The sequence below is a fragment of the Paraburkholderia sp. SEWSISQ10-3 4 genome, assembly GCF_030464785.1.
Classification (GTDB): domain Bacteria; phylum Pseudomonadota; class Gammaproteobacteria; order Burkholderiales; family Burkholderiaceae; genus Paraburkholderia; species Paraburkholderia aspalathi.
Window position 1 is genome coordinate 1 of record NZ_JALPRI010000024.1, and the last position, 25,926, is coordinate 25,926.

Annotated in this window: 20 protein-coding genes; 7 read left to right on the forward strand and 13 right to left on the reverse strand. The window is 62.7% G+C overall.

Annotation, left to right across the window (positions count from 1 at the left end; all coding sequences use genetic code 11):
- Nucleotides 1-402 precede the first annotated feature (402 nt).
- The 4 genes from M0D68_RS30500 to M0D68_RS30515 form a co-directional block, all read right to left on the reverse strand.
- Complete coding sequence (locus M0D68_RS30500; RefSeq protein WP_093636568.1) at nt 403-1,887, reverse strand: MFS transporter; 1,485 nt, start codon at nt 1,885-1,887, stop codon at nt 403-405.
- A gap of 79 nt (nt 1,888-1,966) precedes the next feature.
- Complete coding sequence (locus tag M0D68_RS30505) at nt 1,967-3,214, reverse strand: CaiB/BaiF CoA-transferase family protein (RefSeq protein WP_200651140.1); 1,248 nt, start codon at nt 3,212-3,214, stop codon at nt 1,967-1,969.
- The gene (locus tag M0D68_RS30510) at nt 3,211-4,188 is read right to left on the reverse strand and encodes a hydroxymethylglutaryl-CoA lyase (protein ID WP_200651141.1); all 978 of its coding nucleotides are present in this window, start codon (nt 4,186-4,188) and stop codon (nt 3,211-3,213) included. The genes M0D68_RS30505 and M0D68_RS30510 overlap by 4 nt, the downstream gene beginning before the upstream one ends.
- 176 nt (nt 4,189-4,364) lie before the next feature.
- The gene (locus M0D68_RS30515) at nt 4,365-5,267 is read right to left on the reverse strand and encodes a LysR family transcriptional regulator (RefSeq protein ID WP_200651142.1); all 903 of its coding nucleotides are present in this window, start codon (nt 5,265-5,267) and stop codon (nt 4,365-4,367) included.
- Nucleotides 5,268-5,447: 180 nt separating this feature from the next.
- On the opposite strand from M0D68_RS30515, the gene M0D68_RS30520 reads away from it, so the two are divergent.
- Nucleotides 5,448-6,095: a LysE family translocator gene (locus M0D68_RS30520; RefSeq protein ID WP_093636581.1), complete on the forward strand. Its 648-nt coding sequence runs from the start codon at nt 5,448-5,450 to the stop codon at nt 6,093-6,095.
- 53 nt (nt 6,096-6,148) lie between these two features.
- On the opposite strand, the gene M0D68_RS30525 is transcribed toward M0D68_RS30520, so the two are convergent.
- Nucleotides 6,149-7,051, reverse strand: coding sequence for a DMT family transporter (locus M0D68_RS30525; protein ID WP_200651143.1), 903 nt, complete (start codon nt 7,049-7,051; stop codon nt 6,149-6,151).
- A 63-nt stretch (nt 7,052-7,114) separates the two neighbouring features.
- On the opposite strand from M0D68_RS30525, the gene M0D68_RS30530 reads away from it, so the two are divergent.
- Together M0D68_RS30530 and M0D68_RS30535 are read left to right on the forward strand one after the other, a co-directional pair.
- Nucleotides 7,115-8,032, forward strand: coding sequence for a LysR substrate-binding domain-containing protein (locus M0D68_RS30530; RefSeq protein WP_200651144.1), 918 nt, complete (start codon nt 7,115-7,117; stop codon nt 8,030-8,032).
- A gap of 155 nt (nt 8,033-8,187) precedes the next feature.
- Nucleotides 8,188-8,976, forward strand: coding sequence for a sulfite exporter TauE/SafE family protein (locus tag M0D68_RS30535; protein ID WP_093636589.1), 789 nt, complete (start codon nt 8,188-8,190; stop codon nt 8,974-8,976).
- Nucleotides 8,977-8,986: 10 nt separating this feature from the next.
- On the opposite strand, the gene M0D68_RS30540 is transcribed toward M0D68_RS30535, so the two are convergent.
- Nucleotides 8,987-9,235 (reverse strand): hypothetical protein, encoded by a 249-nt coding sequence (locus M0D68_RS30540; RefSeq protein ID WP_093636592.1) that lies wholly within the window; start codon nt 9,233-9,235, stop codon nt 8,987-8,989.
- Between the two features lie 234 nt (nt 9,236-9,469).
- A complete protein-coding gene (locus M0D68_RS30545) occupies nt 9,470-9,823 on the reverse strand; it encodes a BON domain-containing protein (RefSeq protein ID WP_054043266.1) in 354 nt (117 codons plus the stop codon).
- Between the two features lie 692 nt (nt 9,824-10,515).
- On the opposite strand from M0D68_RS30545, the gene M0D68_RS30550 reads away from it, so the two are divergent.
- The 3 genes from M0D68_RS30550 (at nt 10,516) to M0D68_RS30560 (ending at nt 14,042) form a co-directional block, all read left to right on the forward strand.
- Nucleotides 10,516-12,003: a TAXI family TRAP transporter solute-binding subunit gene (locus M0D68_RS30550; RefSeq protein ID WP_093636598.1), complete on the forward strand. Its 1,488-nt coding sequence runs from the start codon at nt 10,516-10,518 to the stop codon at nt 12,001-12,003.
- A 167-nt stretch (nt 12,004-12,170) separates the two neighbouring features.
- A complete protein-coding gene (locus tag M0D68_RS30555) occupies nt 12,171-12,815 on the forward strand; it encodes a 2-hydroxychromene-2-carboxylate isomerase (RefSeq protein WP_200651145.1) in 645 nt (214 codons plus the stop codon).
- 246 nt (nt 12,816-13,061) lie between these two features.
- Nucleotides 13,062-14,042: a LysR substrate-binding domain-containing protein gene (locus tag M0D68_RS30560; RefSeq protein WP_200622064.1), complete on the forward strand. Its 981-nt coding sequence runs from the start codon at nt 13,062-13,064 to the stop codon at nt 14,040-14,042.
- Between the two features lie 53 nt (nt 14,043-14,095).
- On the opposite strand, the gene xdhC is transcribed toward M0D68_RS30560, so the two are convergent.
- The 3 genes from xdhC to xdhA are packed head-to-tail and all read right to left on the reverse strand — an operon-like array spanning nt 14,096 to nt 18,641.
- The gene (xdhC, locus tag M0D68_RS30565; RefSeq protein WP_234487100.1) at nt 14,096-14,662 is read right to left on the reverse strand and encodes a xanthine dehydrogenase accessory protein XdhC; all 567 of its coding nucleotides are present in this window, start codon (nt 14,660-14,662) and stop codon (nt 14,096-14,098) included.
- Nucleotides 14,663-14,722: 60 nt separating this feature from the next.
- Nucleotides 14,723-17,089: a xanthine dehydrogenase molybdopterin binding subunit gene (gene xdhB / locus M0D68_RS30570; protein ID WP_200622065.1), complete on the reverse strand. Its 2,367-nt coding sequence runs from the start codon at nt 17,087-17,089 to the stop codon at nt 14,723-14,725.
- Nucleotides 17,090-17,117: 28 nt separating this feature from the next.
- Nucleotides 17,118-18,641 carry a xanthine dehydrogenase small subunit gene (gene xdhA / locus M0D68_RS30575; RefSeq protein WP_211707036.1) on the reverse strand — a complete coding sequence of 508 codons (1,524 nt, stop codon included), beginning with the start codon at nt 18,639-18,641 and terminating at the stop codon, nt 17,118-17,120.
- A 389-nt stretch (nt 18,642-19,030) separates the two neighbouring features.
- Between xdhA and M0D68_RS30580 the strand changes: the two genes are divergently transcribed.
- The gene (locus tag M0D68_RS30580) at nt 19,031-20,242 is read left to right on the forward strand and encodes an MFS transporter (RefSeq protein ID WP_200651147.1); all 1,212 of its coding nucleotides are present in this window, start codon (nt 19,031-19,033) and stop codon (nt 20,240-20,242) included.
- A 769-nt stretch (nt 20,243-21,011) separates the two neighbouring features.
- Here M0D68_RS30580 and M0D68_RS30585 read toward each other — a convergent pair.
- The 3 genes from M0D68_RS30585 to aspT form a co-directional block, all read right to left on the reverse strand.
- Nucleotides 21,012-22,241, reverse strand: a complete 1,230-nt coding sequence (locus M0D68_RS30585) for an alanine--glyoxylate aminotransferase family protein (protein WP_200651148.1) — start codon at nt 22,239-22,241, stop codon at nt 21,012-21,014.
- Between the two features lie 192 nt (nt 22,242-22,433).
- The gene (locus M0D68_RS30590) at nt 22,434-24,098 is read right to left on the reverse strand and encodes a bifunctional aspartate transaminase/aspartate 4-decarboxylase (RefSeq protein ID WP_093644719.1); all 1,665 of its coding nucleotides are present in this window, start codon (nt 24,096-24,098) and stop codon (nt 22,434-22,436) included.
- A 102-nt stretch (nt 24,099-24,200) separates the two neighbouring features.
- Complete coding sequence (aspT, locus tag M0D68_RS30595; protein ID WP_171929059.1) at nt 24,201-25,883, reverse strand: aspartate-alanine antiporter; 1,683 nt, start codon at nt 25,881-25,883, stop codon at nt 24,201-24,203.
- Nucleotides 25,884-25,926 lie beyond the last annotated feature (43 nt).

The window sequence follows — 25,926 nt, forward strand, 5'->3', positions numbered from 1 at the left end:
GGCGGCAAAGAAAAGTAGGTGCCCCCCCGCACAGGGGGAACGCTAATAAACCACTGACAAAACAAGGAAAGGCCAAAGCGCTAAGAACACTGACAATAAGCGCCCCGCAGGCAAAAAACCCCAAATCCTCTCCCATAAAAACAAAATTCAGCGCACACTATCCAACTAGCTCCCTCGCGGAGCGATAAAAGCCTACTGGGGAGCCCATCATGGCAAAAGGTCAAATGCGCAGTAACCGAGAAGTAAAGAAACCGAAACAGGCCAAGAAACCCACCCCGGCCACGACGCCATCGGGCGCACCTCCGATCCGCGTAGCGCCAACCGTTTCGGCAACGCCAAAGAAACACTAAAGAAGCACGAACCAGGCAGCAAGCCCGCCCCGCCAGGCGGGCCTCCCCACCATTACCTCGAAATATCCTCCAACGCGACATCCCGCGTCTTCGGCCCAAGCGTCCCGATCGCCAACATGACGATCATCATCGCCCCCGAAATAAACACAAACACCCCATTCACGCCAAAACGGTTCAGGCACCCCGCAATCACAAACGCGGAAAACATCGCCGAAATCCGGCTCCACGAATAAACAAACCCCACCGCCCTCGCGCGAATACTGGTCGGAAACAGCTCGGCCTGATATGCGTGATAGCTATAAGAAATAATGTTGCCAGCCAGCACCAGGCACACGCCCAAACTCACGAGCAATACCGTCTCCCGCGCCTGGCTGAACAGCAACCCACACACCACGTTCACCGCCGCCATGCAGATAATCACCGTCTTACGCTCGAAGCGGTCGGCAATCAGCATCCCCAGCAACGGTCCAAGCGGCGCCGCAATCGCAATGATGCTCGCGTACATCAAACTCGTCGTGACGGTAATGCCCTGCTTGATCAGCAACGTCGGAATCCAGTTCGCGAAGCCGTAATAACCCATCGTCTGGAACACGTGGAAAATGATCAACATCAGCGTGCGCTTGCGATACGGCGGCACCAGCAGATCGCGAAACGTCGCACGCGCGCGCACCGGTTCTGGCAACGCCGGCTCCGGCAAAGGCCGTCCATATTCTCGTTCCACGCGCGCTTCGAGTCGCTTCATCACGGCGTCGGCTTCATCGATGCGGCCCTTCTGCGCGAGCCACCGTGGGCTCTCCGGCAAACGCAGACGGATCCACCACACCACGATTGCGCCCACCACGCCGGTCAGCACGACCAGGCGCCAGCCGTCGAGGCCGAAGTAGCGGTGTGGCACCAGCAAATACGACAGAAACGCGACGATCGGCACCGCGCAAAAACCGACTGCCTGTGAAAAGGCCGATGCGCGGCCTCGCACATGCTTCGGCACGAGCTCGGAAATGTACGTACCGATCGTTACGATCTCCACGCCGATGCCAATCCCTGCGATGAAGCGCCAGAGGTTGAGTCCGAGCGCCGTGTCCTGGAACGCCATGATGATGTTGGCCGCGGTGTACCACAGCAGCGACCATGTGAAGATCGCGCGCCGCCCGAAGCGGTCAGCGAGAAAACCGCATGCGGCCGTGCCGATGAACAGACCCGCGAATAACGCCGCGATGAAGCTCGCCACACCGCTGGTGCCGAACAGACCGTGCGTCGTCGCGGTGAGAATGCCGCTCCGCACGAGGCCCGGCGCGATATAGCCGGAGAACATCAGGTCGTAGAGTTCGAAGAAGAGTCCAAGGCTCAGCAGCATCACCAGTTGCCAGATCGAACGCGTCGCGGGCAAACGGTCGAGTCGCGCCGAAATGCGCGCGCCATTCAGCGCGATCTCTTCAGCACGGCCGCTGGCCGACGCACCGGCGCCTGAGGGCAAACCACCCAGCGCGCCGGCATCGCCGACCGCTGTCGCATACACCGCATGATTCGACGATTTCATCGTCCGTCTCCATGATTTCCGGTCTGACGCCGGATGAGATTGATTGACTACGTTTGACACATCGTGCGCAGCGCTACCCTCACGCAGCCTCTCGCGGCGTCTGCGCTACGCCACCGCCCAACGCCGTGATCTGTGCTTCGTCGTAGCCCAAACCGCGCAGCACGTCGGCGGTGTGCTCACCGATCTTGGCGATCGGCGAGCGCGGTTGCAGACGCGCGCCATCCATCGAAATCGGCAGCAATGGCATCGCGGTTTCGCTTCCGTCATCGAGTGTCAATCGCGCGAGGCCGCCGCTCTCGTTCAGATGCGGATCGTCGAACAGGTCCTCGGGTTTCGTGATCGACGCGAAGGGAATATGGTCACGCTCGAACAGCGGCACGAGGGCCGCGCCTTCGAAGCGACTCAAAGTTTCACTGAGCGTCTGCAGCAACCACTCGCGCGCCAGCACGCGGTCGTTGTTGGTCGCGAGGCGCGGATCAGCCAGCAGGTCGGCGCGACCGAGAATCGCGCACAGCGCGCGCCACTGGCCGTCGCCGGTCGCGGCGATAAACATCTGCTCGTCGTTGGCAAGCCGGAACACGTCGTAGACGGCCCAGGCGCTGATGCGTTCGGGCATCGGCGCAGCGGGCACACCGGTCGCCGCGAACTGCTGCATGTGTTGCGCGGAAAGCAGCACGCAGTTTTCGAACAACGCACTCTGCACTTCCTTGCCGCGTCCGCTCGTATGCCGTTCGTGCAGCGCGGCAAGCACGCCGATCGCGCCGAACATGCCGCCCATGATGTCGTTGACCGAACTGCCCGCACGCAACGGACGGCCTACCGGTCCCGTCATGTAGGCAAGGCCGGCCATCATCTGCACGACTTCGTCCAGAGCCAGACGGTGCTCGTATGGCCCGTTAAGAAAGCCTTTGTGCGAGACGTAGATCAGCCTGGGATTACGCTCACGAAGCGACGCGTAATCGAGACCCAGGCTCGCCATGCGGCCCGGCTTGAAGTTCTCGACGAATACATCCGCGGTATCGACCAGCTTGTGCAGCGCGGCCAGCCCCGCTTCGCTATCGAGATCGAGCGCGACACTCTTCTTGTTGCGATTGAAAGTACGGAAAAATCCCGCGCCGGTGCCGAGCAAACGGCGCGTACCGTCGCCGCGCGGCGGCTCGACCTTGATGACTTCAGCACCGAGGTCACCAAGAATCATTCCGCAGGTCGGCCCCATCACCATGTGCGACAACTCGATCACGCGGATGCCTGCAAGCGGCAACGCGCCCTGTTGCCCTGCTGAAGACGTAGGTGCAGAAGAAGCAGACGTAGAAGAAGCTGAAGTCATTGCGACACCCGTGATTCGGAAGGTTCAAAACGTTGAGCAGCGGCATTGAACTGCTTCGGCAGACCGGCGCGCGCCAGATAGCCGTACAGCGGTTCGCCTGGGAGCGCGTCGGCGAGAATGTCGCGCGACGCGATAAGTCGGGTGAGGTCGATGCCGGTGTCGTAACCCATGCTGTCGAGCATGAACACGAGGTCCTCTGTGTTCACGTTGCCGGTCGCGCCGGGCGCATGCGGACAGCCGCCAAGGCCTGCCAGCGACGCGTCGAATTCGCGGATACCGTGCTGCAGCGCAATCAGCGTATTCGCGAGGCCAAGGCCGCGCGTGTCGTGGAAATGCAGCGAGCGCAGCTTGCTGCCCGCGACCTCTCGCACCAGCTCGATGATTTCGCCGACCTGGCGCGGCGTCGCTTCGCCGGTGGTGTCGCCGAGCGCGATAACGTCGGCGCCCGCCTGCACCGCAGCGCGCGCAATCGCGGCGATATCGGCGTAAGGCACCGCGCCTTGCAACGTACAGCCGAACACCGTCGACAATCCCGCGATCAGTTCGACGCGTCGCGCGTTCGCACTGGCCGCGCTATCGATCAGCTCGCGCATCGCGGCAAATGACTCGATCATCTCGACAGGCGTCTTGCGGACATTGGCAAGGCTATGCGCCGTACTCACCGAAATCGGCGCGACGATCCGATGCACGCCCGAATCGAGCGCACGTTGCGCGCCCTTCAGGTTCGGCACCAATGCCGTCACGATCAGATCGTCGTAGGTGAGCGCGTGGGCGATCACTTCGTCGGCGTCGGCCATTTGCGGCAATAGCTTCGCCGGCACAAACGACGCGACTTCCATATGCCGCACGCCGGCGGCATAGGCGGCGTCGATCCAGCGCCGCTTGAACTGGGTGGGCATTGTGCGTGCAATGCTTTGCAGGCCGTCGCGCATGCCGACTTCGGTCACGACGACGCGCTCCTGGGTGTCACTCATGGTCTTGAATCCCGGTCTTGAATCTTGCATGGAATGTGGGAAATGAAGCCGCTGAGTGACAGCGTGCCCGCGCGCGGCCGTGCGGCAAAGTCTGCGTTGACGACGCACTCCATCGCCGCTCGCGATGGCCGCAGTGGCATGCGGGGCGGGCGTGCGCCGTCGCAAAGGGGAAACCCTTAAGGGCTTTTCAGAGGATGCAGCAGATGGTCGAGTAAATGCGCCGCCGTCAGCGTCAGCGCCTTGCGGTCGCGCATGCAGATCACAAACCGCCGCTCCGCCCAAGCTTCGCGCAAAGGCACGGCGACGATGCCGTATTCGTCAGCCGCATGTTTGGGCAGCGCCTCGCTCGGCAGGATCGCGACGGCAAGACCTGCCTGGATGAAACGATAGGCGGCGTCGAAGGTCGATACATAGGTTCGATAGTTGAGCTCGCTGCCTTTTTCCACCGCAATGCGCTGCATCAGCGCATTCACCGATGCATTCGATGCGAGCCCGAGATGATCGAACGCCAGGGTCTGCTCGAAGCCAACCGCCGTCTCACTAGCCAGCGGATGATCGCGCGGCACGATCAGCGCGAGATGATCGGAGCGATACGGCAGCACATCGAGACTGCCCATCGGCACCACATCACGGCAGATGCCGAGATCGGCCACACCCTCCTCCAGACCGCGCACGATCTCGGCGCTGACGCGTTCTTCGACATCGACACGAACCTGCGGATTGGCCTTCAGAAAAACCGACAACGCCTCGGGCAGAAACTCGACCATCGACGAGACATTCGCCAGCACCCGGACATGACCGCGCGCGCCGGCCGCATATTCGCTGAGTTCGGCCTGCAAGCGTTCGTGGCCGCGCATGATGAGCCGTGCGTGCCTGAGCAGCGCCTCACCGGCGGCAGTCGCGCGCACGCCGCGCTGACTGCGCGAGAGCAGCGCGACGTCGACCAGCGCTTCGAGATCGGCGAGCCGCTTGCTGACCGCGGACGGCGCGATGAACTCGCGTTCGGCCGCCCGCGCGATCGTGCCTTCCTCGCAGACGGCGATGAACAAGCGCAACGTCACCTGATCGATTTGCCACATGAACGGGCGCGCCCTGGATGTTTGAAGTGGGAAAATTATGCCCGAGGAAGGCGGCGGCCAAGCCCATCCCAGGGTATCCACGGCCTGCACGCTGGTTGGCGATCGTCGAGCGCGCCCCGGGTTGCGGCCGTTAATCGTGTGGCAAACTGCGCAATCAGAACAACTGACAAAGGCTTTCCCATGTCCACCGCCAGTCTCTTCGTCACGTCCGCAGGCGTCGGCCTCGCGATTGCCGCACCGGTCGGCCCGATGGGCATGCTATGCATCCGCCGCACGCTGACGGGCGGTCCGCGCGCGGGGCTCGCAATCGGCTTCGGCATTGCGACCGGGGATGCGGTTTATGGCCTGATCGCGGCGCTCGGCCTGGTCGGCATTTCGCAGTTCATGCTCGCCTACGACCGGCCCTTGCATCTGGTCGCCGGTCTGTTTCTGCTTTATCTCGGCGTGCGTACGCTGCTGCAAAAAGCGCCCGCCGACGCGGCAAACGGCAACAGCGACGGCAACGGCAAGCTCGCCCAGGTAGGCCGCGCCGGCGCACTGCGCGCGTATGCAAGTTCATTGCTGCTCACGCTGACCAATCCGCAAACCGTCATTATGTTTGCCGCGCTGTTCACGACGCTCGCTCCGCGTGGCGCGTTTTCATCGAGCATCGCGTTGACCACCGTAGGCGGCGTATTTTGCGGTTCGATCGCGTGGTGGTGTTTTCTCGTGACCGTGGTGTCGCTCGCGCGTCATGCGATCGGCAGCAAGCTGCGCGTCGCGATCGACCGGATCGTCGGGATCACGCTGGCGGCGTTCGGTATCGTCGAGATTCGCCGCGCGCTCTGAGTAAGGTTAGCGGGGCTGCGCAACGGCGCTCAACGAACGATGCGCCTTCTGACTCACGAGCGGCCCCGCAGCGCCACGAACACCACACCGGCAATCGCCATCAATCCGCCGCAGAGCGTCGCAAGACCTGGACGCTCGCCGGTCAGCACGGCGGACAATGCCGTCGCCACCGCGGGCGTCAGATACAGGAAATTGGCCGCGCGCGCCGCGCCGAAGTAGCCCAGCGCGAATGTCCACGTTGCATAACCCAGCGCCGCTGGAAATACGCCGAGCACCAGCACCGCCTGCACCGTGCCGTGCGGCGCACTGCCCAGCGAACTCAACGCGCCCGGCAGCCACGGCGCCAGCAACACCGCTCCTGCCAGCAACGTGTAGGCGGTGCACGTCAATGCCCCGTAGACCGGAATCAGGCGCCGTTGCAGCACGAAGTAGCTCGCCGAACACAGCGCCGCGCCGAGAATCAGCGTGCTGCCCGCGCCGAGCGTCAGGCCGCCGGGCTGCCCTCGCGCAATCACCGCGATGCCGGCGAGACTGGCTAACGAACCGAGCCATCCCCACCGATTGAATCGCTCGCCGAGAAACACGGCTGCCAGCAGCGCCGTGAAAATCGGCAGCGTATTGACGATGAAACTCGCCGCCCCTGGCGCCACCGTTTTCTCGCCGGTATTGAGCAGCGCGTTGTAAAGCGCGATGCCGAGAAACCCGCACAGCACGAAACGCAGACCGTCGCGCCATGTCGGCAACGGCGGACGCCGATAGGCAAGCCATGCGATCACCAGCAGCGCCGCAGTGGCGAAGCGCGCCGCCGCCAAGGGCAACGGCGCCAGACCCTGCAAGCCGATACGAATGAATGGAAAGGCGGACGCCCAGGACACGATAGTGCAGGCGACCGCGCCTGCCGCCAGCAGCGGCTGCCGCGCGGAACGGGGCGATGGGGACGAAGTGAGTGTGTTCATGCGCAGATGGTGCCGCGCCGTGAGCTGCTAAGCTAGCGCACAAATACACATCGTGATGTGAATATGACTCACACCTCCTCACCGACCTCATCGGCGCGGCCGCCGCTTGCGAGCCTCGAAACCGTTTGCGCCGTCGCCCGCGAAGGCTCGTTTCTCGCCGCTGCCGAGGTCGCCGGATTGACGCACGGCGCAATCAGCCGGCGGGTGGCCGCGGTCGAAAACTGGCTCGGCATGACCTTGTTCGAACGCCATGCGCGCGGCGTGCGGCTGACGCCGGACGGGCAGCGCTTCGTGGGGCGTATCGAGCAGGCGTTTGGCATCATCGACAGTGCGGCGGATCAGTGGCGCTCGCCGCGCAGCCCGCAACTGGTCAAGCTGAGCGTAGTGCCCGCGTTCGCCAAACTGTGGTTCTTCGAGCGCCAGGCGGCATTCGAGAGCGCTGCCCCGGCGCTGCGCATCCAACTCGATATCGATCATCGCAACGCGGACATTGCCGGCGGCGAAGCAGATCTGGCGATTCGCTACGGGCGCGGCAGTTGGCGTCAGCTCGAGGTCAAGCCGTTCCTGCCGGAGACGCTTTATCCCGTCGCGCATCCCGCGCTCGCCGCACGCCTCGCGAAGCAGCGGCACAAACATGGCGATGCCGCACTGCTCGATGTGCCGTTGCTGCACGACTCGGATGTGACCGGCTGGCGCGCGTGGTTCGGCGCGCTGGCTATTCCGCTGAAGCCGCGCGCCCAGGACCGGCGCTTCGAAGACTACACACTGGTGCTGGCCGCCGCCGAAGCGGGACTCGGCGTGGCGCTGGCACGCGTGCCGTTGGCCGACGCGTATCTGCAGAAGAGTGGCCTCGTGCGCGTGAGCCGCCACGAAGTCGCCTCGCCGCTGACTTATTACTTCGTGCATGCGAAGGGCGAGAGCCGGCCCGAAGTGCTGGCGCTGATCGACCGGATGCAGGGGGCGCAGCAAGGCGTGTCATAGCACTTCATACGCAAGCGCGGCAGTTTTGCGACAATAGCGGCTTTCGCCGCGCCGTCGCGGGCCTGTCGCCGGGATGCGCCGGCGCTCAAAGGCAAGTGCGCGCCGGCCTTGCCGTCTAACCTGTTCAACCCACCCGACCGTCAGCGGTCTGCTCAATGGCTCTTCCCCACATCGATCTGCTGTACTCCGTCTCCGGCCTGTTCGTCGGCTTTCTGGTCGGCCTGACGGGTGTCGGCGGCGGCTCGCTGATGACACCGATTCTGGTCCTGCTGTTCAACGTTCATCCGGCTACCGCGGTCGGCACCGATCTGCTGTACGCGGCCGCCACCAAGGCGACCGGCACGCTGGTGCACGGCCTGAAAGGCACCGTCGATTGGCAGATCACCCTGCGTCTCGCGGCGGGCAGCGTCCCGGCGGCGACCATCACCCTGATCCTGCTGCATCGGTACGGGATGGACACACCGGGCGCGAGCCGGCTGATCCAGATCGTGCTCGGCGCCGCCCTGCTGGTCACCGCCGTGGCGCTGATCTTCCGCCCACAGCTCGCGGCGCTCGGCGCGCGCCGTCAGCGTGCGCCGAGGCAAGGGCGTACGCTCGCGCTCACCATGCTGACCGGCGCGGTGCTGGGTGTGCTGGTGTCGCTGACGTCGGTGGGTGCGGGCGCGATCGGCGTGACGGTGTTGCTGCTGCTGTATCCGTTGCTGCCGACCACACGCATCGTCGGCTCCGATATCGCGCACGCGGTGCCGCTCACGCTGCTGGCGGGCGCCGGTCATTGGCTGCTGGGTTCGGTCGACTGGTCGATGCTGCTGTCGCTGCTGGTGGGATCATTGCCGGGCATCGCGATCGGCAGTTATCTGTCGTCGCGTGCACCGGACGCGCTACTGCGCAACGTGCTCGCCGCCACGCTCACGCTGGTCGGCGTGCGCCTCGTGCTGTCGTAAAGCAGCCGCGCTATTTGAAAAACCGGCAGGTCAGGTCGGTCTCGAACTGCCTGACCCATTGGCCGTGATGGTCGTGATATGACTGCGCCCAGCCGCCGCGCCGAACCGTGACAAGGCGCTCGTGTGCGGCATCGCCCGGGTCCGGGCAGGCGCTGATGTCGAAATGCGCCGGCGCAAAACCATGCCGCGCGCATACCAGTTCGAAAGCCGCCCGATCGCTGATCGGCAGATCGGTATAACGCAATTGCGTGGTTTCCATGGCGTTGACTCCGGTTCCACTGGCATCACAGTACGCTTCGCGCCGCGTCGATAGTGTGTCACAGCGCACAAACGGGCTGTTGCGGCGCCGACGTTCAGTCCGGTACTGGCCGATTCATCATCACCGCTTCAAAAATCACCGCCAGGAAAAATAAAGCGAAAAAAAAGCTCCGGGTATTCGCCGGAGCCCTCGCTTATGCAGGCCGCTTATCGCGGCCTGCTCATTGCAAGCGTCTTACTGCTGCACAACGGTCAGCTTGTTCGACACCGACGTCACACCGGCGACGCCCTTGGCCGCTTCACCGGCAGCGTCGATCTGGCCTTGGTCAGGCACCGAACCCGTCAGCGTCACTGCACCGCCACGAGCACGCACGGCGATGTTCGAGACGTCGATGCCTTGCGCCTTGGCGAGCGCGCTGCGCACCTTGCGACCCAACTGGCTATTGGCCTTCTTGCCGGCCTTGGCACTTGCAGCCGGCGCTGCGGTCGTGCCCGTAGCCGTTGCATCGCTTGCCTGAGCGTACACATTGCACGCCACCACCATTGCCACAACCGAGCCCAGCGTTTTCAGAAAACCGACCGATTTCATAGTTTCTATTCTCCTTAGCTACACATTGGACCGCATGTACAAGCGGCTTCGTTACGACTACCGGCGGCCATGCTTAAGACGCGTCAACGCGCGGCTCAGCGACGGCCGACTATGGCTGCGACACGGTGTGCGAGAGGCGAGAGAGGCCGGCCGCCGTTAGTCGCATGCGATGCCACGCATGCAATGCGGTAGGGGAGCCGGCAAGCCGCGAAGTCCGCCAGCGCGCCCGGTTCTTGTCTGTCGTGCCGGGTCACGCTGTGCAAACATCTGTTCGCGGCAGCGATCCACAATTTAATCTAGCCGCGCCAGAAGCGCAAAGGGTTTAGTCATACGTTGCGGTGCGTTCCGGTTGTTACAGGGGGCATCGGGCGTGTTTCGTTCATGCGTTGTTCATATTCTGGTTCGGGCGTGCCTGGCCGGCCGGTCAATGTGTCGTTCATGGGACGTTCATATGCCGGTCATGCGCCGTTCACGAATTGTTACGGGTTTGACGGCGCCCGCGCCGGCTGGACGCTGCGCCGCCGCGCTAATCTCAGGTACCATCGGCGCGTCGCGCTGCCGCGCGGCTTGTGCGGTTTTTTGTATGTCCCGCACGGCAGCCAGGCCGGCATGGCGCGAATGCTTCGCCCGGTTCGCGCGCCGCGGAATGCCGCCATCCTGTTCACTTTCGACCGTAGCCGTCACGTCACCCGATGAAGCCAGCCACCGGCCGCAAACGCCCTCCCCGTCTCGTCGCCCGTTTTGTGGCGATCTCCTGGCGCGATCTGGCGGTCTCGTTCGGACCGCTCGTACTGATTGCCATCGCGGCGATCTGGGTCGCCGTGCGCCTGATCCAGCCCGCCCCGCCCAGCACACTGACGATCAGCGCCGGCCCCGAAGGCAGCACCTTCTGGAATGCGGCCCAGAAATACAAGGAGATCCTGGCGCGCAACCGTATCACCCTGAACGTCTTGCCCTCGGAAGGCTCGCTGCAGAATCTCAAACGGCTCTCCGACCCGAAGTCGAACGTCGACGTCGGCTTCGTGCAGGACGGGGTCGCGCCCGGCGCAGCGAACGAGGGCTTGATGTCGCTCGGCAGCGTGGCCTATGTGCCGCTGGCGATCTTCTATCACGGCCCGACGATCTCGCGGCTCTCCGAATTCAAAGGCTTGCGCCTCGCGGTCGGCGCCGAAGGCAGCGGCACGCGCGAACTGGCGCTGGCGCTGCTCAAAGCCAACGGCATCGTGCCGGGCGGTCCGACCAAGCTGCTGCCGCTCTCGGGCGACGACGCCGCCCAGGCACTCGTCGCCGGCAAAATCGACGCGGCGTTTCTGGCCGGCGATTCGGCGCAACCGGCGGTGATGGGCAAGCTCTATCGCACGCCGAACGTGCAGTTCTACGACTTCACCCAGGCCGATGCCTACACCCGCCGTTTTCCGTATCTGACGCAGCTCCAGATGCCGATGGGCGCGTTCGACCTCGGCAAGAATCTGCCGTCCACGCCGATTCATATGGTGGCGCCGACCGCCGAACTGGTGGCGCGCGATTCGCTGCATCCCGCGCTCTCCGATCTGCTGATCGAAGCGGCCCGCGAGGTCCACGGCAAGGCAAACATCATGCAGCGCGCCGGCGAATTCCCCGCGCCGCTCGCCCACGATTTCCCGATCAGCGACGACGCCGCCCGCTACTACAAGTCAGGCAAGAGCTTCCTCTACCGGATCTTGCCGTTCTGGCTGGCAAGTCTCGCGGACCGGTTGCTGGTGGTCGTAGTGCCGCTGATCGTGCTGCTGATTCCGGCGCTGCGCGTCGTGCCCTCCCTGTACACGTGGCGGGTGAAATCGCGCATTTACCGCTGGTATGGCGCGCTGATCGCGATCGAACGCAGTGCGCTCAGCGAGTACTCGGCCGAAGAACGCGCCACGCTGATCGAGCGGCTCGATGCGATCGAAGAATCGGTGAACGGGCTAAAAATGCCGCTCGCCTATGCGGATCAGTTCTACGTGCTGCGCGAGCATATCGGCTTCGTGCGCGAGCGGCTCACGCATAGCCGCGAGGCTCAGCGCGACGCGGCGGAAGACTCGGACGACGAGCCGCAGCCACCTGCTTCGGCGCACGCATCAGAAGCCGATGCCGCAACGGAATCACCTGAAGCGCGGGGAGCCGACGAGGCCGACGAGCCTTCGGCCGGCCGCCACGCCTAGAGACCCGTACCGACTCACGGGGTCGAGTTTGGCGCTCGCCGTGTCGGCCATCCCCGGTCCAAATCCATATTGACGGGTGCAAGCGGCGGCTGCACCGCGTAAGATCATTACAATTCCGACGGTCCAGCAGACGACACCGTTCGGAAAGGGCAATCCGGGAGACACTTATGACCGTAGGCATCGACGCCAGGCAACCGCAGTGGTTTTACGATTTTGTCTCGCCGTTCACCTACCTGTTGCTCGAGCAACACGACAAGTGGCCGGGTTTCGACTTCGCGTTCACGCCGGTCGTGCTGAACGAGCTGTATCGCCACTGGGGCCAGCGGCCCGCTTATAGCGTGCCCGCCAAACGCACCTTCCTGTACCGCCACGCGCTGTTTCGCGCGGACCAGCTCGGCATTCCGTTCAAGATGCCGCCGGCCCATCCGTTCGACTCGATGAAGCCGCTCCTGCTCGCCACCGCGGCGAAGGGCGACATCAGCTTCGTACGCGAGATCTTCCGTTTTATCTGGCGGGAAGGCCGCGATCCGTCGAGCAACGGCGCATTCGCCGAACTGTGCGAGCGTGTCGGCATGCCGGACGGCCCGGAACTGATCGAGGACGAAGAAGTGAAGGCGCAGTTGCAGCGCAACACTACGGATGCAATCGGTCTGGGCGTCTACGGCGTGCCGACCTTCCGTCTGAACGATCAATTGTTCTGGGGCGAAGACGCGTTGCCCATGGTGCTGTATTGCGCACGCACGCCGAACTGGCTCGACTCGAAGGAAGTGAAGCGGATCAGTTCGCTGCCTTCCGGCCTTGCCGACGATTAGAACGAAAGCAAGACGTAATATTCGTGCAAACAGGCGCGCCGTGCCTGTGCTTGCGCCGGTCTTTTCGGACGCAATGGCGTCAAAAAGGCCGTCCTGATGCCGGCCATACCGCGCCTGCTATGCCGCCACACCGCAAACGGGCCTAAGGTTATAACCTTTGCGCCCCGCTCTCGCGATCTGGCTCGCGGGCGGCTCCGTACGACGCTTCATCCGGACCCGACCTGCTTGCATCGCCTCGCCTAAACCATGGACGATTCCGCCGCTTCCCTCGATATCTGGCTCGTGCGCGTGCTGCGCACGCTGATCGTCGAGCGCAGCGTCACACAAACCGCGCTGCGTCTGAATCAGACCCAGCCGGCTATCAGTACCGCGCTGCGCAAACTGCGCGAAACGCTGAACGACCCGATCCTCGTGCGCGGCAAATCGGGCATGGTGCCGACCGAATACGGCGAATCCTTGCTGGCCTCGGCGCAACGCGTGCTGCGCGAAGTCGATTTCGTTGCGACGCCGCACGGCGACTTCGATGCCGGCCGCTCGCGCCGGACCTTCCGCGTGGCGGCGCCGGATTATCTGAACGACTTCTTCATGCCCACCGTGATCGCGCAGTTTCGCGAAGCGGCGCCGCATGCGCGTCTGGAGATCGATTCGTTGAGCCCGATGCTCGACCATTCGGCCGCGCTCGATGCCGGTGAACTCGATCTGGTGATCGGCAACTGGCCGAAGCCCGATCCGCGTTTCGAGCGCAGTGACCTGTTCTCCGATACGGTGGTATGCCTGATGCGCGCCGATCATCCGCTCGCCCGCACGCCGATGACGCGCGAAGCGTATCTCGCCGCACCGCATCTCGCGCCAACGCCTTATAGCGGCGCCAGCGGCGGCGCCGTCGACATCGGGTTCGCGAGAGCCCGCGCCGAGCGGCGCATCGTCACCACGCTGCCCTACTTCGGCCTCGTGCCGCAAACGCTGCTGCAATCGGATCTGATCTTCACGACCACGCGCCGTTTCGCGATGCACTATGCGAGCATCCTGCCGCTCGCCGTAGTCGAAGTGCCGATTCCGTTTCCGCGCATCAAGTGCTATCAGTTGTGGCATCCGCAGCCGGATCGGCCGAGCGATGTCGGCTGGCTGCGTACGCTGATGTCGCAAGTGTCGGATGAATTGATCGCGCAGAAGGTGCGGCGCGCGAAACGGCCGGCGAAAAAAGAAACGTCAGCCGCGGAGGGCTGACGTTGTGGTGTGGTGCTTGACGGCTCGATGTTGCGTTTGAAGGCTCTCTCCGCCTAGACGCTCGCGCAAAGCTTCTGCATTGCCGCCTGAGCCGCGGCTTGACGTGAACGGATCTGCAGCAACTCGGCACACACCGCGACCGCGATTGCCGAAGGCGCTTTATCCACAATGCCGGTCACGCCGATCGGGCACGTCATCTCCACCAGCCGATCCAGATCCACGCCTCGATCCAGCAAACGACGCTCGAATTTCACGCGCTTTGTCTTCGATCCGATCATGCCGAAGTAGGTGAAATCGCGCCGCCGCATGATGCGCGCGGCGAGCGAAAAGTCGAGCGCGTGGTTATGGGTCATCACGAGGAAATACGCGCCGGGCGGCGCAGTGTCGACGATCGCTTCGGGCGTGTCGGTCGCTTCGATCTGCACGTTGGCCGGGGTTTCGTCGGGGAACAGTTCGTCGCGCTCATCGACCCACTGGACGACGCACGGCAAGCTGCCCAGCAGCGTGACGAGCGCATGGCCGACGTGCCCCGCGCCGAACAGCACGATGTGCATCGGCGCCGGACGCGGCGCTTGCACGGCGCTGCGCCGGCCGATCTGAACGGAAGAGAAGTCGTTCATGGCGATCATTCCAGTGAGTTTCGATATTTGCACGATTGTCCTTAGCTAGCCAGTTGCGCTTTACTGCCGCGCCGCCGCGGTTGCCGCCCGCACTGCGCCGACTGCCTTCAAGATTTCCTCGCTGGTCGCGGGCGCATTCAGCGGCGGATTGACCTTGTGGTCACCCACGGCCGACACCGCATCGCGCACGGCAAAGAACACCGAGAACGGCAGCAGCAGCGGCGGCTCGCCGGTCGCCTTCGAACGGTGGATGCTGTCCTCCGCATTGCGGTTCTTGAACAGACGCACACGGAAATCGGGCGGCGTATCGTTGACGGTCGGAATCTTGTAGGTCGACGGCGCGTGCGTCATCAGCTTGCCGCCCGCGTTCCACCACAGTTCTTCGGTCGTGAGCCAACCCATGCCCTGGATGAACGCGCCTTCGACCTGACCGACGTCGAGCGCCGGGTTCAGCGATGCGCCCACGTCATGCAAAGCGTCCGCGCGCAGCACGCGCATTTCGCCGGTCAGCGTGTCGATCACCACTTCCGACACGGCTGCGCCGTACGAGTAGTAGTAAAACGGTCGGCCTTGCAGCTTCGATTGATCCCAGTAGAGTTTCGGCGTTGCGTAGAAGCCGTCCGACCAGAGCTGGACACGCGCGATGTAGGCCTTCGCGATCACTTCTTCGAACGGCACGATCATCTCGCCGACCACTACGCGGTCGTGCACGAAACGCACTTCCGAAGCGGCCACCTGCCCCGCGCCGAAACGCTCGGCAGCGAAGGCCGACAGACGTTCGCGCAACTGACGCGCGGCGTCTTGCGCAGCCTTGCCGTTCAGGTCCGAACCGGTCGATGCAGCGGTCGCCGACGTATTGGCAATCTTGCTCGTATCGGTCGCCGTGACGCGGATGCGGTTAAAGCCGATGCCCAATTCATGCGCCACGACCTGGGCGACCTTGGTGTTCAAACCCTGGCCCATTTCGGTGCCGCCGTGGTTCACCAGCACCGAACCATCGGTGTAGATGTGCACCAGCGCGCCGGCCTGGTTAAAGTGGGTCACGTTGAACGCGATGCCGAACTTGACCGGCGTGAGCGCCAGGCCCTTCTTCAGCACTTCGTTGTTCGCGTTGAACTCGTTGATCGCTGCACGGCGCGCGCGGTATTCGCTGGTCGCTTCGAGTTCGTCGATCAGTTCGTGAATCACGTTGTCTTCGACCACCTGACCATACGGCGTCTGGTTGCGCTCGGTCTTGCCGTACAGATTGCGGCGGCGCACGTCGAGCGAATCTTCGCCCACCGAACGCGCGACGTTGTCCATGATGTACTCGATCGCGAACGCGCCTTGCGGACCGCCGAAGCCCCGGAACGCGGTGTTCGATTGCGTGTTGGTCTTGCCGCAGAAGCCGTCGATCGTGACGTCGGACAACCAGTACGCGTTGTCGAAGTGGCACAGCGCGCGCGTCATCACCGGACCGGACAGGTCGGCGGAGAAGCCGCAACGCGAGGTCATGTCGACCGTCACGCCGTCGATCACGCCCTTGTCGTCGTAGCCCACTTCGTACGTGTAATGGAAATCGTGGCGCTTGCCCGTGACCATCATGTCGTCGTCGCGGTCCGGACGCAGCTTGACCGGGCACAGCAGCTTCCATGCAGCCAGCGCCGCGCAGCACGCGAACAGACCCGATTGCGATTCCTTGCCGCCGAAACCGCCGCCCATGCGGCGGCATTCGATCAGCACGTTGTGCGACGCCACGCCCAAGGCGTGCGCGACCATGTGCTGCATTTCGGTCGGGTGCTGCGTCGAACAGTAGACGTGCATGCCGTCGTCGTCTTTCGGTACCGCGTACGAAATCTGGCCTTCCAGATAGAACTGCTCCTGGCCGCCGAGCAGCATTTCGCCGGCTTCGCGACGCGCCGCGCGGGCGATCTTCGTATCGGCTTCGCCGCGCGCGAGTTTCATCGGCGGCAAGACGTGCTGGTTCGCGGCGCGGGCCTGTTGCGCGGTGAGGATGGCCGGCAGTTCTTCGTAGACGATTTCGGCGCGGCGCGCAGCGAGGCGCGCGATGTCATGCGAGGTCGCGACCACGATGAACATCGGCTGGCCGACGTATTGCACGACACCGTCGGCGAGAATCGGATCGTCGCCGTGGATGATCGGACCCACGTCGTTGACGCCGGGGATATCGCCCGCGGTGAAGATCGCGACCACGCCGGGCGTGGCGCGCACTTTGTCGAGCGCCATCGAGACGATCTTCGCGTGCGCTTTCGGCGACAGGCCGAGCGCGGCGTGCAGCGTGCCGGCGAGCGTCGGGATGTCGTCGGTGTAGGTGGCGCGGCCACTCACGTGCAGATGCGCGGACTCGTGCGGGCGCGAGACGTGGACCTGGGTAAAGTCGTCGAGCTCCTTGAGGTCTTTCAGGAACGGTTCGGCTTGCTGATTCATTGTGGTGTTCTCCGTATCCTTTGGCTTCTTAAGCGCCGACTGGGGCGCAGGCAGCGGCGACTGCACGAACATCCAGCGCGCTCTTGGGCAGCGGATTGTTCGGACGCGTTTCGAGCCAGAAGCGGTACAAGGTGTTCTTAGCCGCTTCGAGGCGGTAGTTGCTGGTCGCGCGCATGTCGCTAAGCGGCGCGTAGTCGTTGCCGAGCGCGAGCATCGCGGCCTGTGCGGTAGCTTCGTGCCATTCGGCATCGCGCAGCACGGCTTCGGCGTGCGTCGCGCGCTTCGAGGTGGCGGCCATGCCGCCGAACGCAATGCGCGGCTCGCGGATCACGTTGCCGTCGGCGATGAAGGAAAACGCGGCGCACACGGCCGAGATGTCCGAGTCGAAACGCTTCGACAGTTTGTAGGTGCGGAACTGCAGGTTCTTGCGCACGCCGGTACGGGTCGGCACCTTGAGGCCGACGACGAACTCATGCTCCGCCATATCCTTCTTCTGATACGCGAGGTACAGATCCTCGAGCGGCATTTCGCGTTCGATCTCGCCGCCGCGCACGATCACGCGCGCGCCGAGCGCGATCAGGCCCGGCATCGAATCGCCGATCGGCGAGCCGTTGGCGATATTGCCGCCGAGCGTGCCGGCATTGCGGATCGGCAGCGACGCGAAGCGTTGCCACATTTCGGTGAGTTCTGGATATTGCTTGGCGATCTCCGTGTAAGCCTTTTCGACGCTCACGCCCGCGCCGATCTCGATCCAGTCGTCGTTGGTTTCGAGCTTCTGCAATTCGGCGATCTGCCCGACATACAAGATGTTGCCGAGCTCGCGCATCATCTTGGTGACCCACAGACCGATGTCCGTGCTGCCGGCGAGAATACGCGCGGCCGGTTCGGCTTCCTTGATCTTCGCGAGCGCCGCGACCGTGCGCGGCGCGTCGAACTGCTGGCCGGCGTGCTGGTAATGAAAGGTGTCCTTGCGCTCGAGCGTGGCGAGTGCGTTCGACAGCGCTTCGATATTGACCGGTGCTTTCGGCGCGGGCGCTTCGAACATGCGCACGGCCGCATCGACGATCGGACGATAGCCGGTGCAGCGGCACAGATTGCCGGTCAGCGCATTGCTGATCTCGTCACGCGACGGCACGGATTTATTTGCGCAGCTATGTTCGTGACCGTGCTTTTCGTACAGCGACCACATTGACATCACGAAACCAGGCGTGCAGAAGCCGCATTGCGAACCGTGGCACTCGACCATCGCTTCCTGCACCGGATGCAGCGAGCCGTCCGGCTGACGCAGGTCCTCGACGGTGAAGAGCGCTTTGCCGTCCAGCGTCGGCACGAACTGGATGCAGGCGTTGACCGCCTTGAAGTCGACGCCGCCCGCCTCGTTACGCTCGCCGATCACGACCGTGCATGCGCCGCAGTCGCCTTCGGCGCAGCCTTCCTTGGTGCCGGTGCAATGCACGTCTTCGCGCAGATACTGCAGGACGGTGCGGGTGACGGGCGCATCCTTGATCTCACGGATCGCGTTGCGGTGGTAGAAGCGAATCGGCTCAGTCATGTCTCGTTACTCTCAATGTTCTGTGTCCGTTGGGACGTGCTGCGATGATGGTTCGAAAACTATCACCATCAATAAATACAACCCATAGCGGGGATCGCATGCGGGATATATTCGCGAAACGATATAGAGATGGGTTTGAGGATCGGTTGGCTTATGTTGAATTGGCTGTTTTGCCATATTTTTTGCGTAATTATAGTTTTTTGGCCATCCACAGCTAAAGTCCATTCATCCAGTTGGCATCGAAAGACCACTCGTGCAGGGTGAAAACTGACCACTATATCGATCCGGCACCGTTATTTAACCGCCGAAATTATTAAGCAACCCCTGCAAGGGAATCGGTTCCATGGGAAAATCACGCCTTCCCGCCGTTTTCAAGTCTCGTTTTCCCCATGTCCACCGACTCAGCGACACCGCGCAGCGAATTTGCGACGACCATGCAGATCATTCCGGTCGTCTTTTTCACGTTTCTTTGCTACCTGACGATCGGAATTCCGCTCGCGGTGCTGCCGGGCTACGTCCACGACGACCTGGGTTACAGCGCGATTCTGGCTGGCGCGGCGATCAGTGTTCAGTACCTGGCCACGCTGGCATCGCGGCCGCTCGCCGGCCGTTCGGCCGACACGTTAGGGCCGAAGCGGACGGTCACAATCGGCCTGATGGGTTGCGGCGCGAGCGGGATCTTGTTGCTGCTGGCCGTGTTGTGCGGGCGCTGGCCGGTGGTGAGCCTGGGGCTGCTGGTGTGTAGCCGTCTCGTACTCGGCTTCGGCGAAAGCCTGTGCGGTACTGGCGCGATTTTGTGGGGCATCGGCCGGGTGGGTACGAGCAACAATGCGCGGGTGATTTCGTGGAACGGTATCGCGACATACGGCGCGCTCGCGATTGGCGCGCCGCTTGGCGTCGCGATTGCGCACACGATCGGGTTTGCCGCGTTGGGTGTTCTGGTGATTTTGCTGGCGGCGCTCGGGTTTTATCTGGCGCGGCCTATCGCGCCGGTGCCGATCGTGCATGGTGAGCGGATGTCGTATCGGAGCGTGTTCACGCGGGTGCTGCCGCATGGGATCGGGTTGGCGCTGGGCTCGGCCGGCTTTGGGTCGATTGCGACGTTTATCACGCTGTTTTATGCCGCGCGGCATTGGCCCAATGCGGCTTTGTCGCTGACTGTTTTTGGCACGCTGTTTATCGGTGCGCGGTTGTTGTTCGCTAATACGATCAAGGCTTACGGTGGGTTCCGGGTCGCGATTGCTTCGTTTTCGTTTGAATGTGCCGGGTTGTTGATGTTGTGGTTGGCGCCTGAGCCGCATATTGCCCTCGCGGGGGCGGCGTTGACCGGGTTTGGGTTTGCTTTGGTGTTTCCTGCTCTTGGTGTTGAGGCGGTCGGGCTTGTGCCGCCCGCTAGCCGGGGGGCGGCTTTGTCGGCTTATTCTGTGTTTCTTGATCTTTCTCTGGGGATTACGGGGCCGTTGGCCGGGTATATCGCTGGGGAGTTTGGTTATGCGCAGGTGTTTTTGTTTGCGGCGGTTGCTTCCGCATTGGCAGTCGTGCTGTCGACGATGATGTATTTGCGGAACTCTCGGGCGCCGAATGCGCCCGCGGCTACTTGATTTTTTTGCCTTCGCGGCGCTTGTTGTCAGTGTTCTTAGCGCTTTGGCCTTTCCTTGTTTTGTTAGTGGTCTATTAGTGTTGCCCCTGTGCGGGGCGGCACTTACTTTCTTTGCCGCCGCAAAGAAAGATAAGCAAAGAAAGCGGCTAGAAGCCCCTGCTAAGCGGGTCCCGCAGCTCGCTCACGGTAGTGGTGCATCTGGAATCTGTGTTCGTGCCCGTGCATAAGCTTGTGACAAGGGCGTCATACTTCCGGCGGCGCTGCGCGCGCCGAAGAGCCGTTCATAAAACCATCCGCTACGTTTTGACTCCCACCCCTCGCCACCGGATCGCGGCTCGACCTTGCACCGCGTAGCCGCGACCGTGATAGCGGGGCACGGGCATATCATTTGAAGTTAGGGTTCCCAGGTGAGTGCAGAGCGCCTCGCCGAGGCGGAGCCAACGGCCCCCACAAACCAAAACCGAAGCCGGCGGTTTCCCGTGCAGACCCGTCCGCGACGCACGTAGTGCGGAGTGGGAGCTGATGACTCCTTTGTCACTAACGCCGAATGTGCGAGAACACGGATTCCAGTCGCACCACTACCCCAGGCAGACCACGGTGCCCACTTAGCAGGGGCTTCTAGCCGCTTTCTTTTGCCTACTTTTCTTTGCGGCGGCAAAGAAAAGTAGGTGCCCCCCGCACAGGGGGAACGCTAATAAACCACTGACACAACAAGGAAAGGCCAAAGCGCTAAGAACACTGACAACAAGCGCCCCGCAGGCAAAAAACCCTCATTTCCCTTCGGACAACCCGCGCTCCAACGCCGCCACCCCAGCCGGCAACTCAACCTTAACCCCAAGATCAACCATAGTCCTCCCAAGCGCATGCAAAGTCCTGAACAGATTATGTTCCCGGCACTGCTCGCCCATCTGCCCAATCCGCACAATCGGCAAACCAAACGACCCCGAGATTTCCACCTGATGATGCCGCGAGATATGACCGCAAATATCAGCAGGACTCAATCGCTCAGGCACAACAATGCCAACAACCGAATTCAACCGACAAGGCGCCGGCGCATACAACTGCAAACCCAACGCAGTAATCCCCGCCTGCAGCGCCACAGAACACTTCAAATGCCGCGCAAACCGCTTCTCAAGCGTCTCCGCGCACACAAGCCGCAACGCCTCGTGTAAAGCCAACACGCCCGACACGGGCGCCGTATAGTGATACCCCGCGTTGTGCCAGAAATTCTCCGCAAGCGAAGCGTCAAGACACCAATGCGCATTCGGCGCCGTGCGCCCCTTCACCCGCGCCCATGCCTCATCCGAAAACGCGATCAGCGAAACCCCCGGGATCGACGACAAGCCCTTCTGCCCGCCCGTAATGACCGCATCAATACCCCACGCGTCCATCTCCAGGGGCATCGTGCTCAACGTACACACCGCGTCGACGATGACCAGCGCACCGGCCGCTTTCGCGAGCGCCGCAATCTCCTTCAATTGATGGTTCCACACGGTGTTGGACGTTTCGCCCTGCACGATCGTCACGATCTCGGGACGCTCGCGGCGGATCGCCTCAGCCACCGTTTCGAGGCTCGCCACGGTACCGTCTTCGACGTCGAGTATCGCGACCTCCGCGCCGACGCGTCGACCCATCTCCGCCATCCGTTCGCTGAAAAAGCCGTTCTTGATGCTCAGCACTTTCGTGCCTTCCCACGCAAGGTTGGAGATCGCCATTTCCATCGCGGCAGAACCCGGCCCGGCTACGCCCAGCACCCACTTCGAATTCGTCTGGAACACGTAGCGCGCCATGGTCTTCACCTGGCCGATCACCTTCACCATTGTGCTGCCCAGGTGATTGATCACCACCGTATTGGCCTTGGCCACCGCCGCGGGAATCGGCACGGGACCGGCGCCCATCATCAGCAACGGCTCTTCGGGAAGAATGGCGTCGAGCGATTCGACAACCGGACAAGGCACAGCATAGGAAACCGGTGCGGCAGAGGTGGGGGAAGTCGGCATGATCGGTACGTGAATGTCAAAGTGCAAGGGACAAGCGGCCCCGCCAGCAATGACACTGGCGGGGCCGCTTGTCCGATCATTCACTGATCCGCGCAATTGCGCAAGTTTTTTGTCCATGCCACACCGCGCTCGAAGCCGAGTTCGAGCGCGGCCAGGCACGAATCAACCGTGAATTAAAGCCTCAATTCACGTTCACTTCACCTTGGACTTATCGAGCTTCTTGCCAGTGGCCGCGTTATATCGCTCGACATACTCCTCGATCAGCTTGCGCATCGCGCGGCCAATCTGCCGATAGTCCGACTCGTTCAGATTAGCCAGCGACACCCGTCCCGACGGATGCTGCGTACCGAAACCGCGTCCCGGCAGCAACACGACGCGCGCTTCGCGCGCGAGGCGGAACAGCAATTCCGAAGGCTCGGTGTTCTTCAGAAGCCACTCGACGAACTCGCGCCCGAACATACGCTCGCCGAGGAACTCGATGTCGAGAATCGTGTAGTAGTCGACCTGGTTCGGATCGTCGTCTTCGAACGAGATGCCGACCTCTTCGTACAGCGCCTGCTTGCGCTTGCGGATCAGGCGCTTCAACGCGTTCTTGTACGCGTCGGGCGTGTCCATCAGCGAAAACAGCGAGAACAGCACCATCTGCACCTGCTGCGGCGTCGACAAACCCGCCGTGTGATTCAGCGCAACAGTGCGGCTGTCGGCGACCAGCCGATCGATGAACTTGAGCTTGTCCGGTTCGGTCGTGATCGATTCATAACGCTCGTGCAACTGCTTCTTCGCGTCCTTCGGCAACTCGGCGATCAGCTTGTCGAGCACGTTGTCGCGATGCGTCGCGATCACGCCGAGACGCCAGCCCGTCGCGCCGAAATATTTCGAGTACGAGTACACGAGGATCGTGTTCTTCGGCGCGAGCGCGAACAGCGAGACGAAGTCGTCGGCGAAGGTGCCGTACACGTCGTCGGTCAACAGAATCAGATCGGGACGTTCCTTGACGATGTCCGCGATGTATTGAAGGCTCTCGTCGTCGATCTTCACCGAAGGCGGGTTGCTCGGGTTCACGAGGAAGAACGCCTTCACCTTCGGATCGCGCAGCTTGTCGAGTTCCTTCTTCGAATACTGCCAGCCGCTTTCAACCGTGGCTTCGAGATTGACGACGTTCAGCTGATAGTCGTTCAGGCGCGGAATCTCGATGTACGGCGTGAAAATCGGCAAGCCCAGCGCAATCGTATCGCCCGGCTTGATCAGGTGATTCTCGCGCATGGTGTTGAAGATGTACGTCATCGCCGCCGTGCCGCCTTCCACCGCGAACACGTCGAACTCGCCGACGAACGGATGGTTGCCGATCATCTCCTTGCGCAAATACTGCCCGACAATCTGTTCGGATAGCTTGAGCATCCGGTCCGGCACCGGATAGTTCGACGCGAGAATACCCTCGCACATTTCATAGAGGAAGTCGCCCGCGGAGAGCCCGAGCTGATCGCGCACGTACGACACCGCGCCGCGCAGAAAGTCGATGCCAGGCACGCCTTTGTTTTCACGCAGGAACAGATCGAAGCGCTCCGTCAACCCTTCGCGTCGTGGAAAACCGCCAACGCCTTCCGGCATGAACGCAAACGAACGCTCCGACTCGCGCATCGCAAACAGGCCAAGCTGCCAGAAGCCGTGGCGCGGAATCGTCGCGAGGAAGTTCGGATTGCCGCGGCCGGCATTGAGCATCGACGCGTTGGCGGCACGCTCCACTGCGCCGCCGCCCGCGGCCTTGATCAGTTCGTCCTTGAGTTCGAACGGGCTGAGCGCCGCAAAGCCGGCTTGAGCCATGTCGCCTTGTTTCTTGCCGCTTTTCTCTTTTGCCATGATGCGTTCTCCAATGTGCAAGTGAATGACGCCGGCGCCGCGAGTAATCGTTCAGTTGCCGCCGACGTAAGAGAGATCGATAGATGCGTACACTAAACCGGGCTAAACCAGCCCAACCACGAGCGGTCCGAGCAAGGTCAATGCGACGTTCGCAATTGCATAGGTGATCGCAAACGGCACGGTCGGCACGGCGCTTTCCGCCTTGTCGAGCACACCGCCGAATGCCGGGTTGGCACTGCGTGAACCTGTCAGCGCGCCGGCGAGGATAGCCGCGTTGTTGTAGCGCAGCACGTAACGCCCGAACAGCATCGTCAGTATCAGCGGCAGCACCGTGACAACCACACCGAGCAGGAAGATCGTCATACCGCTCTGCTTGACGGTCACCACGGCCTGCAGGCCGGAATTCAAACCGACCACCGCGACGAACGCCGCGAGGCCGAAGTCCTTCAGCAACTGCGAAGCCGCGGAGGGCATCGCGCCGTACATCGGATGCTTGCCGCGCATCCAGCCGAACAGCAGGCCGGCCAGCAGACAGCCGCCGCCGGAACCGAGCGTGAGCGGAACGCCGCCCACGTCGATCACGATCAGACCGATCAGCAGACCCAGCACGATGCCAACACCCATATAGATGAAGTCGGTCTTGTTGCTGTACGGCAGCTCGTAGCCGGCTGCATCGACGGCGCGCTTGGTATCTTTAGGTGAACCGTAGAAGGTGATCACGTCGCCGTGCTCGAGCTTGGTTTCGGGCAGGATCGGCAGCGGCTGGCCGGCACGCGAAGCGCTCTGGATATAGACGCCGTGGCGTAAGTCGCGATCCACGACTTCGCGTGCAGCGGCGATCGTCGTGTGGTTCATGCCCTTGCGTGTGAACACGCCATCGCGTGTCTGCATCACGACGCCAATGTCGTCGACGCTGGCGATCTCGTTGCCGTTCGCGCCGAATGCGACCACCGCCTCCCGGCGGCCCACCACCAGCACTTCGTCGTTGAGTTGCAAGGTCAGATCGGGCGTCGGCTCGAGGTTCTTACCGTCACGCTTGATCCGCTCGATCGTCAACATGTCCTGATGCAGGGTCTCGACGGCCTTGACCGTTTTCCCGGCGCTGACATCGATCTTGTACGCGCGCCCTACCAGTTCGGGCAACGCACGAATTTGCCCCGCGCCGAGTGAGGACGAGCCCGCAGACAGTTCGCGCTCGGCTTCGATCGAGGCGTCGCGCAGACTCTGCCCCATGAACTTAGGCAGGATGTTCACGCAGACAATGATGGCGCCGAGCGAGCCGAACACGTAGGTCACCGCATAGGCAATCGCCACGTCGGACTGCAGCGACTTGACCTGATCGGCGGGCAGACCGAGACGCGCGATGGCGTCGCCGGCCGTGCCGATAATCGCCGACTGCGTCAGCGCGCCGCCCGCGAGTCCGGCTGCGAGACCCTTGTTCAGATGGAACAGCTTCGCGCAGATCACCACGGTGATCAGTGCGGTGACGGCGAGAAAGATCGCCATCGCGATCTCACGCAGCGTCTTGCGGTTCAGCGAGTTGAAGAAGCCCGGCCCGGAGTCGTAGCCGACCGCGTAAATGAACACGGCGAACATCACCGATTTCACGCCGTTGTCGATCGTCACGCCCGCCTGACTGATCAGAACTGCAGCGAGCAATGAACCGCCTACGCCGCCTAACTGGAATTTGCCGAAGTTGATTTGCCCGATGAAATAGCCGGCTGCAAGTGACAGAAACAGCGCAATCTCGGGTGATTTCTGAAAAATGTGATGTAGCCAGTCCATCATGCCCTCGCTGGATAGTTTGCGGTACTGAGTACTGGGTACT

Excerpts from the sequence above, each read along its gene's own strand:
- M0D68_RS30545 (WP_054043266.1), bottom strand. The coding sequence starts at position 9,823 with ATGAAATCGGTCGGTTTTCTGAAAACGCTGGGCTCGGTTGTGGCAATG.
- M0D68_RS30520 (WP_093636581.1), top strand. The coding sequence starts at position 5,448 with ATGTCCACCGCCAGTCTCTTCGTCACGTCCGCAGGCGTCGGCCTCGCG.
- M0D68_RS30525 (WP_200651143.1), bottom strand. The coding sequence starts at position 7,051 with ATGAACACACTCACTTCGTCCCCATCGCCCCGTTCCGCGCGGCAGCCG.
- M0D68_RS30505 (WP_200651140.1), bottom strand. The coding sequence starts at position 3,214 with ATGACTTCAGCTTCTTCTACGTCTGCTTCTTCTGCACCTACGTCTTCA.
- xdhB (WP_200622065.1), bottom strand. The coding sequence starts at position 17,089 with ATGAATCAGCAAGCCGAACCGTTCCTGAAAGACCTCAAGGAGCTCGAC.
- M0D68_RS30560 (WP_200622064.1), top strand. The coding sequence starts at position 13,062 with ATGGACGATTCCGCCGCTTCCCTCGATATCTGGCTCGTGCGCGTGCTG.
- xdhC (WP_234487100.1), bottom strand. The coding sequence starts at position 14,662 with ATGAACGACTTCTCTTCCGTTCAGATCGGCCGGCGCAGCGCCGTGCAA.
- aspT (WP_171929059.1), bottom strand. The coding sequence starts at position 25,883 with ATGGACTGGCTACATCACATTTTTCAGAAATCACCCGAGATTGCGCTG.
- M0D68_RS30510 (WP_200651141.1), bottom strand. The coding sequence starts at position 4,188 with ATGAGTGACACCCAGGAGCGCGTCGTCGTGACCGAAGTCGGCATGCGC.
- M0D68_RS30550 (WP_093636598.1), top strand. The coding sequence starts at position 10,516 with ATGAAGCCAGCCACCGGCCGCAAACGCCCTCCCCGTCTCGTCGCCCGT.
- M0D68_RS30555 (WP_200651145.1), top strand. The coding sequence starts at position 12,171 with ATGACCGTAGGCATCGACGCCAGGCAACCGCAGTGGTTTTACGATTTT.
- M0D68_RS30540 (WP_093636592.1), bottom strand. The coding sequence starts at position 9,235 with ATGGAAACCACGCAATTGCGTTATACCGATCTGCCGATCAGCGATCGG.
- xdhA (WP_211707036.1), bottom strand. The coding sequence starts at position 18,641 with ATGACTGAGCCGATTCGCTTCTACCACCGCAACGCGATCCGTGAGATC.
- M0D68_RS30585 (WP_200651148.1), bottom strand. The coding sequence starts at position 22,241 with ATGCCGACTTCCCCCACCTCTGCCGCACCGGTTTCCTATGCTGTGCCT.
- M0D68_RS30535 (WP_093636589.1), top strand. The coding sequence starts at position 8,188 with ATGGCTCTTCCCCACATCGATCTGCTGTACTCCGTCTCCGGCCTGTTC.
- M0D68_RS30580 (WP_200651147.1), top strand. The coding sequence starts at position 19,031 with ATGTCCACCGACTCAGCGACACCGCGCAGCGAATTTGCGACGACCATG.
- M0D68_RS30515 (WP_200651142.1), bottom strand. The coding sequence starts at position 5,267 with ATGTGGCAAATCGATCAGGTGACGTTGCGCTTGTTCATCGCCGTCTGC.
- M0D68_RS30590 (WP_093644719.1), bottom strand. The coding sequence starts at position 24,098 with ATGGCAAAAGAGAAAAGCGGCAAGAAACAAGGCGACATGGCTCAAGCC.
- M0D68_RS30530 (WP_200651144.1), top strand. The coding sequence starts at position 7,115 with ATGACTCACACCTCCTCACCGACCTCATCGGCGCGGCCGCCGCTTGCG.
- M0D68_RS30500 (WP_093636568.1), bottom strand. The coding sequence starts at position 1,887 with ATGAAATCGTCGAATCATGCGGTGTATGCGACAGCGGTCGGCGATGCC.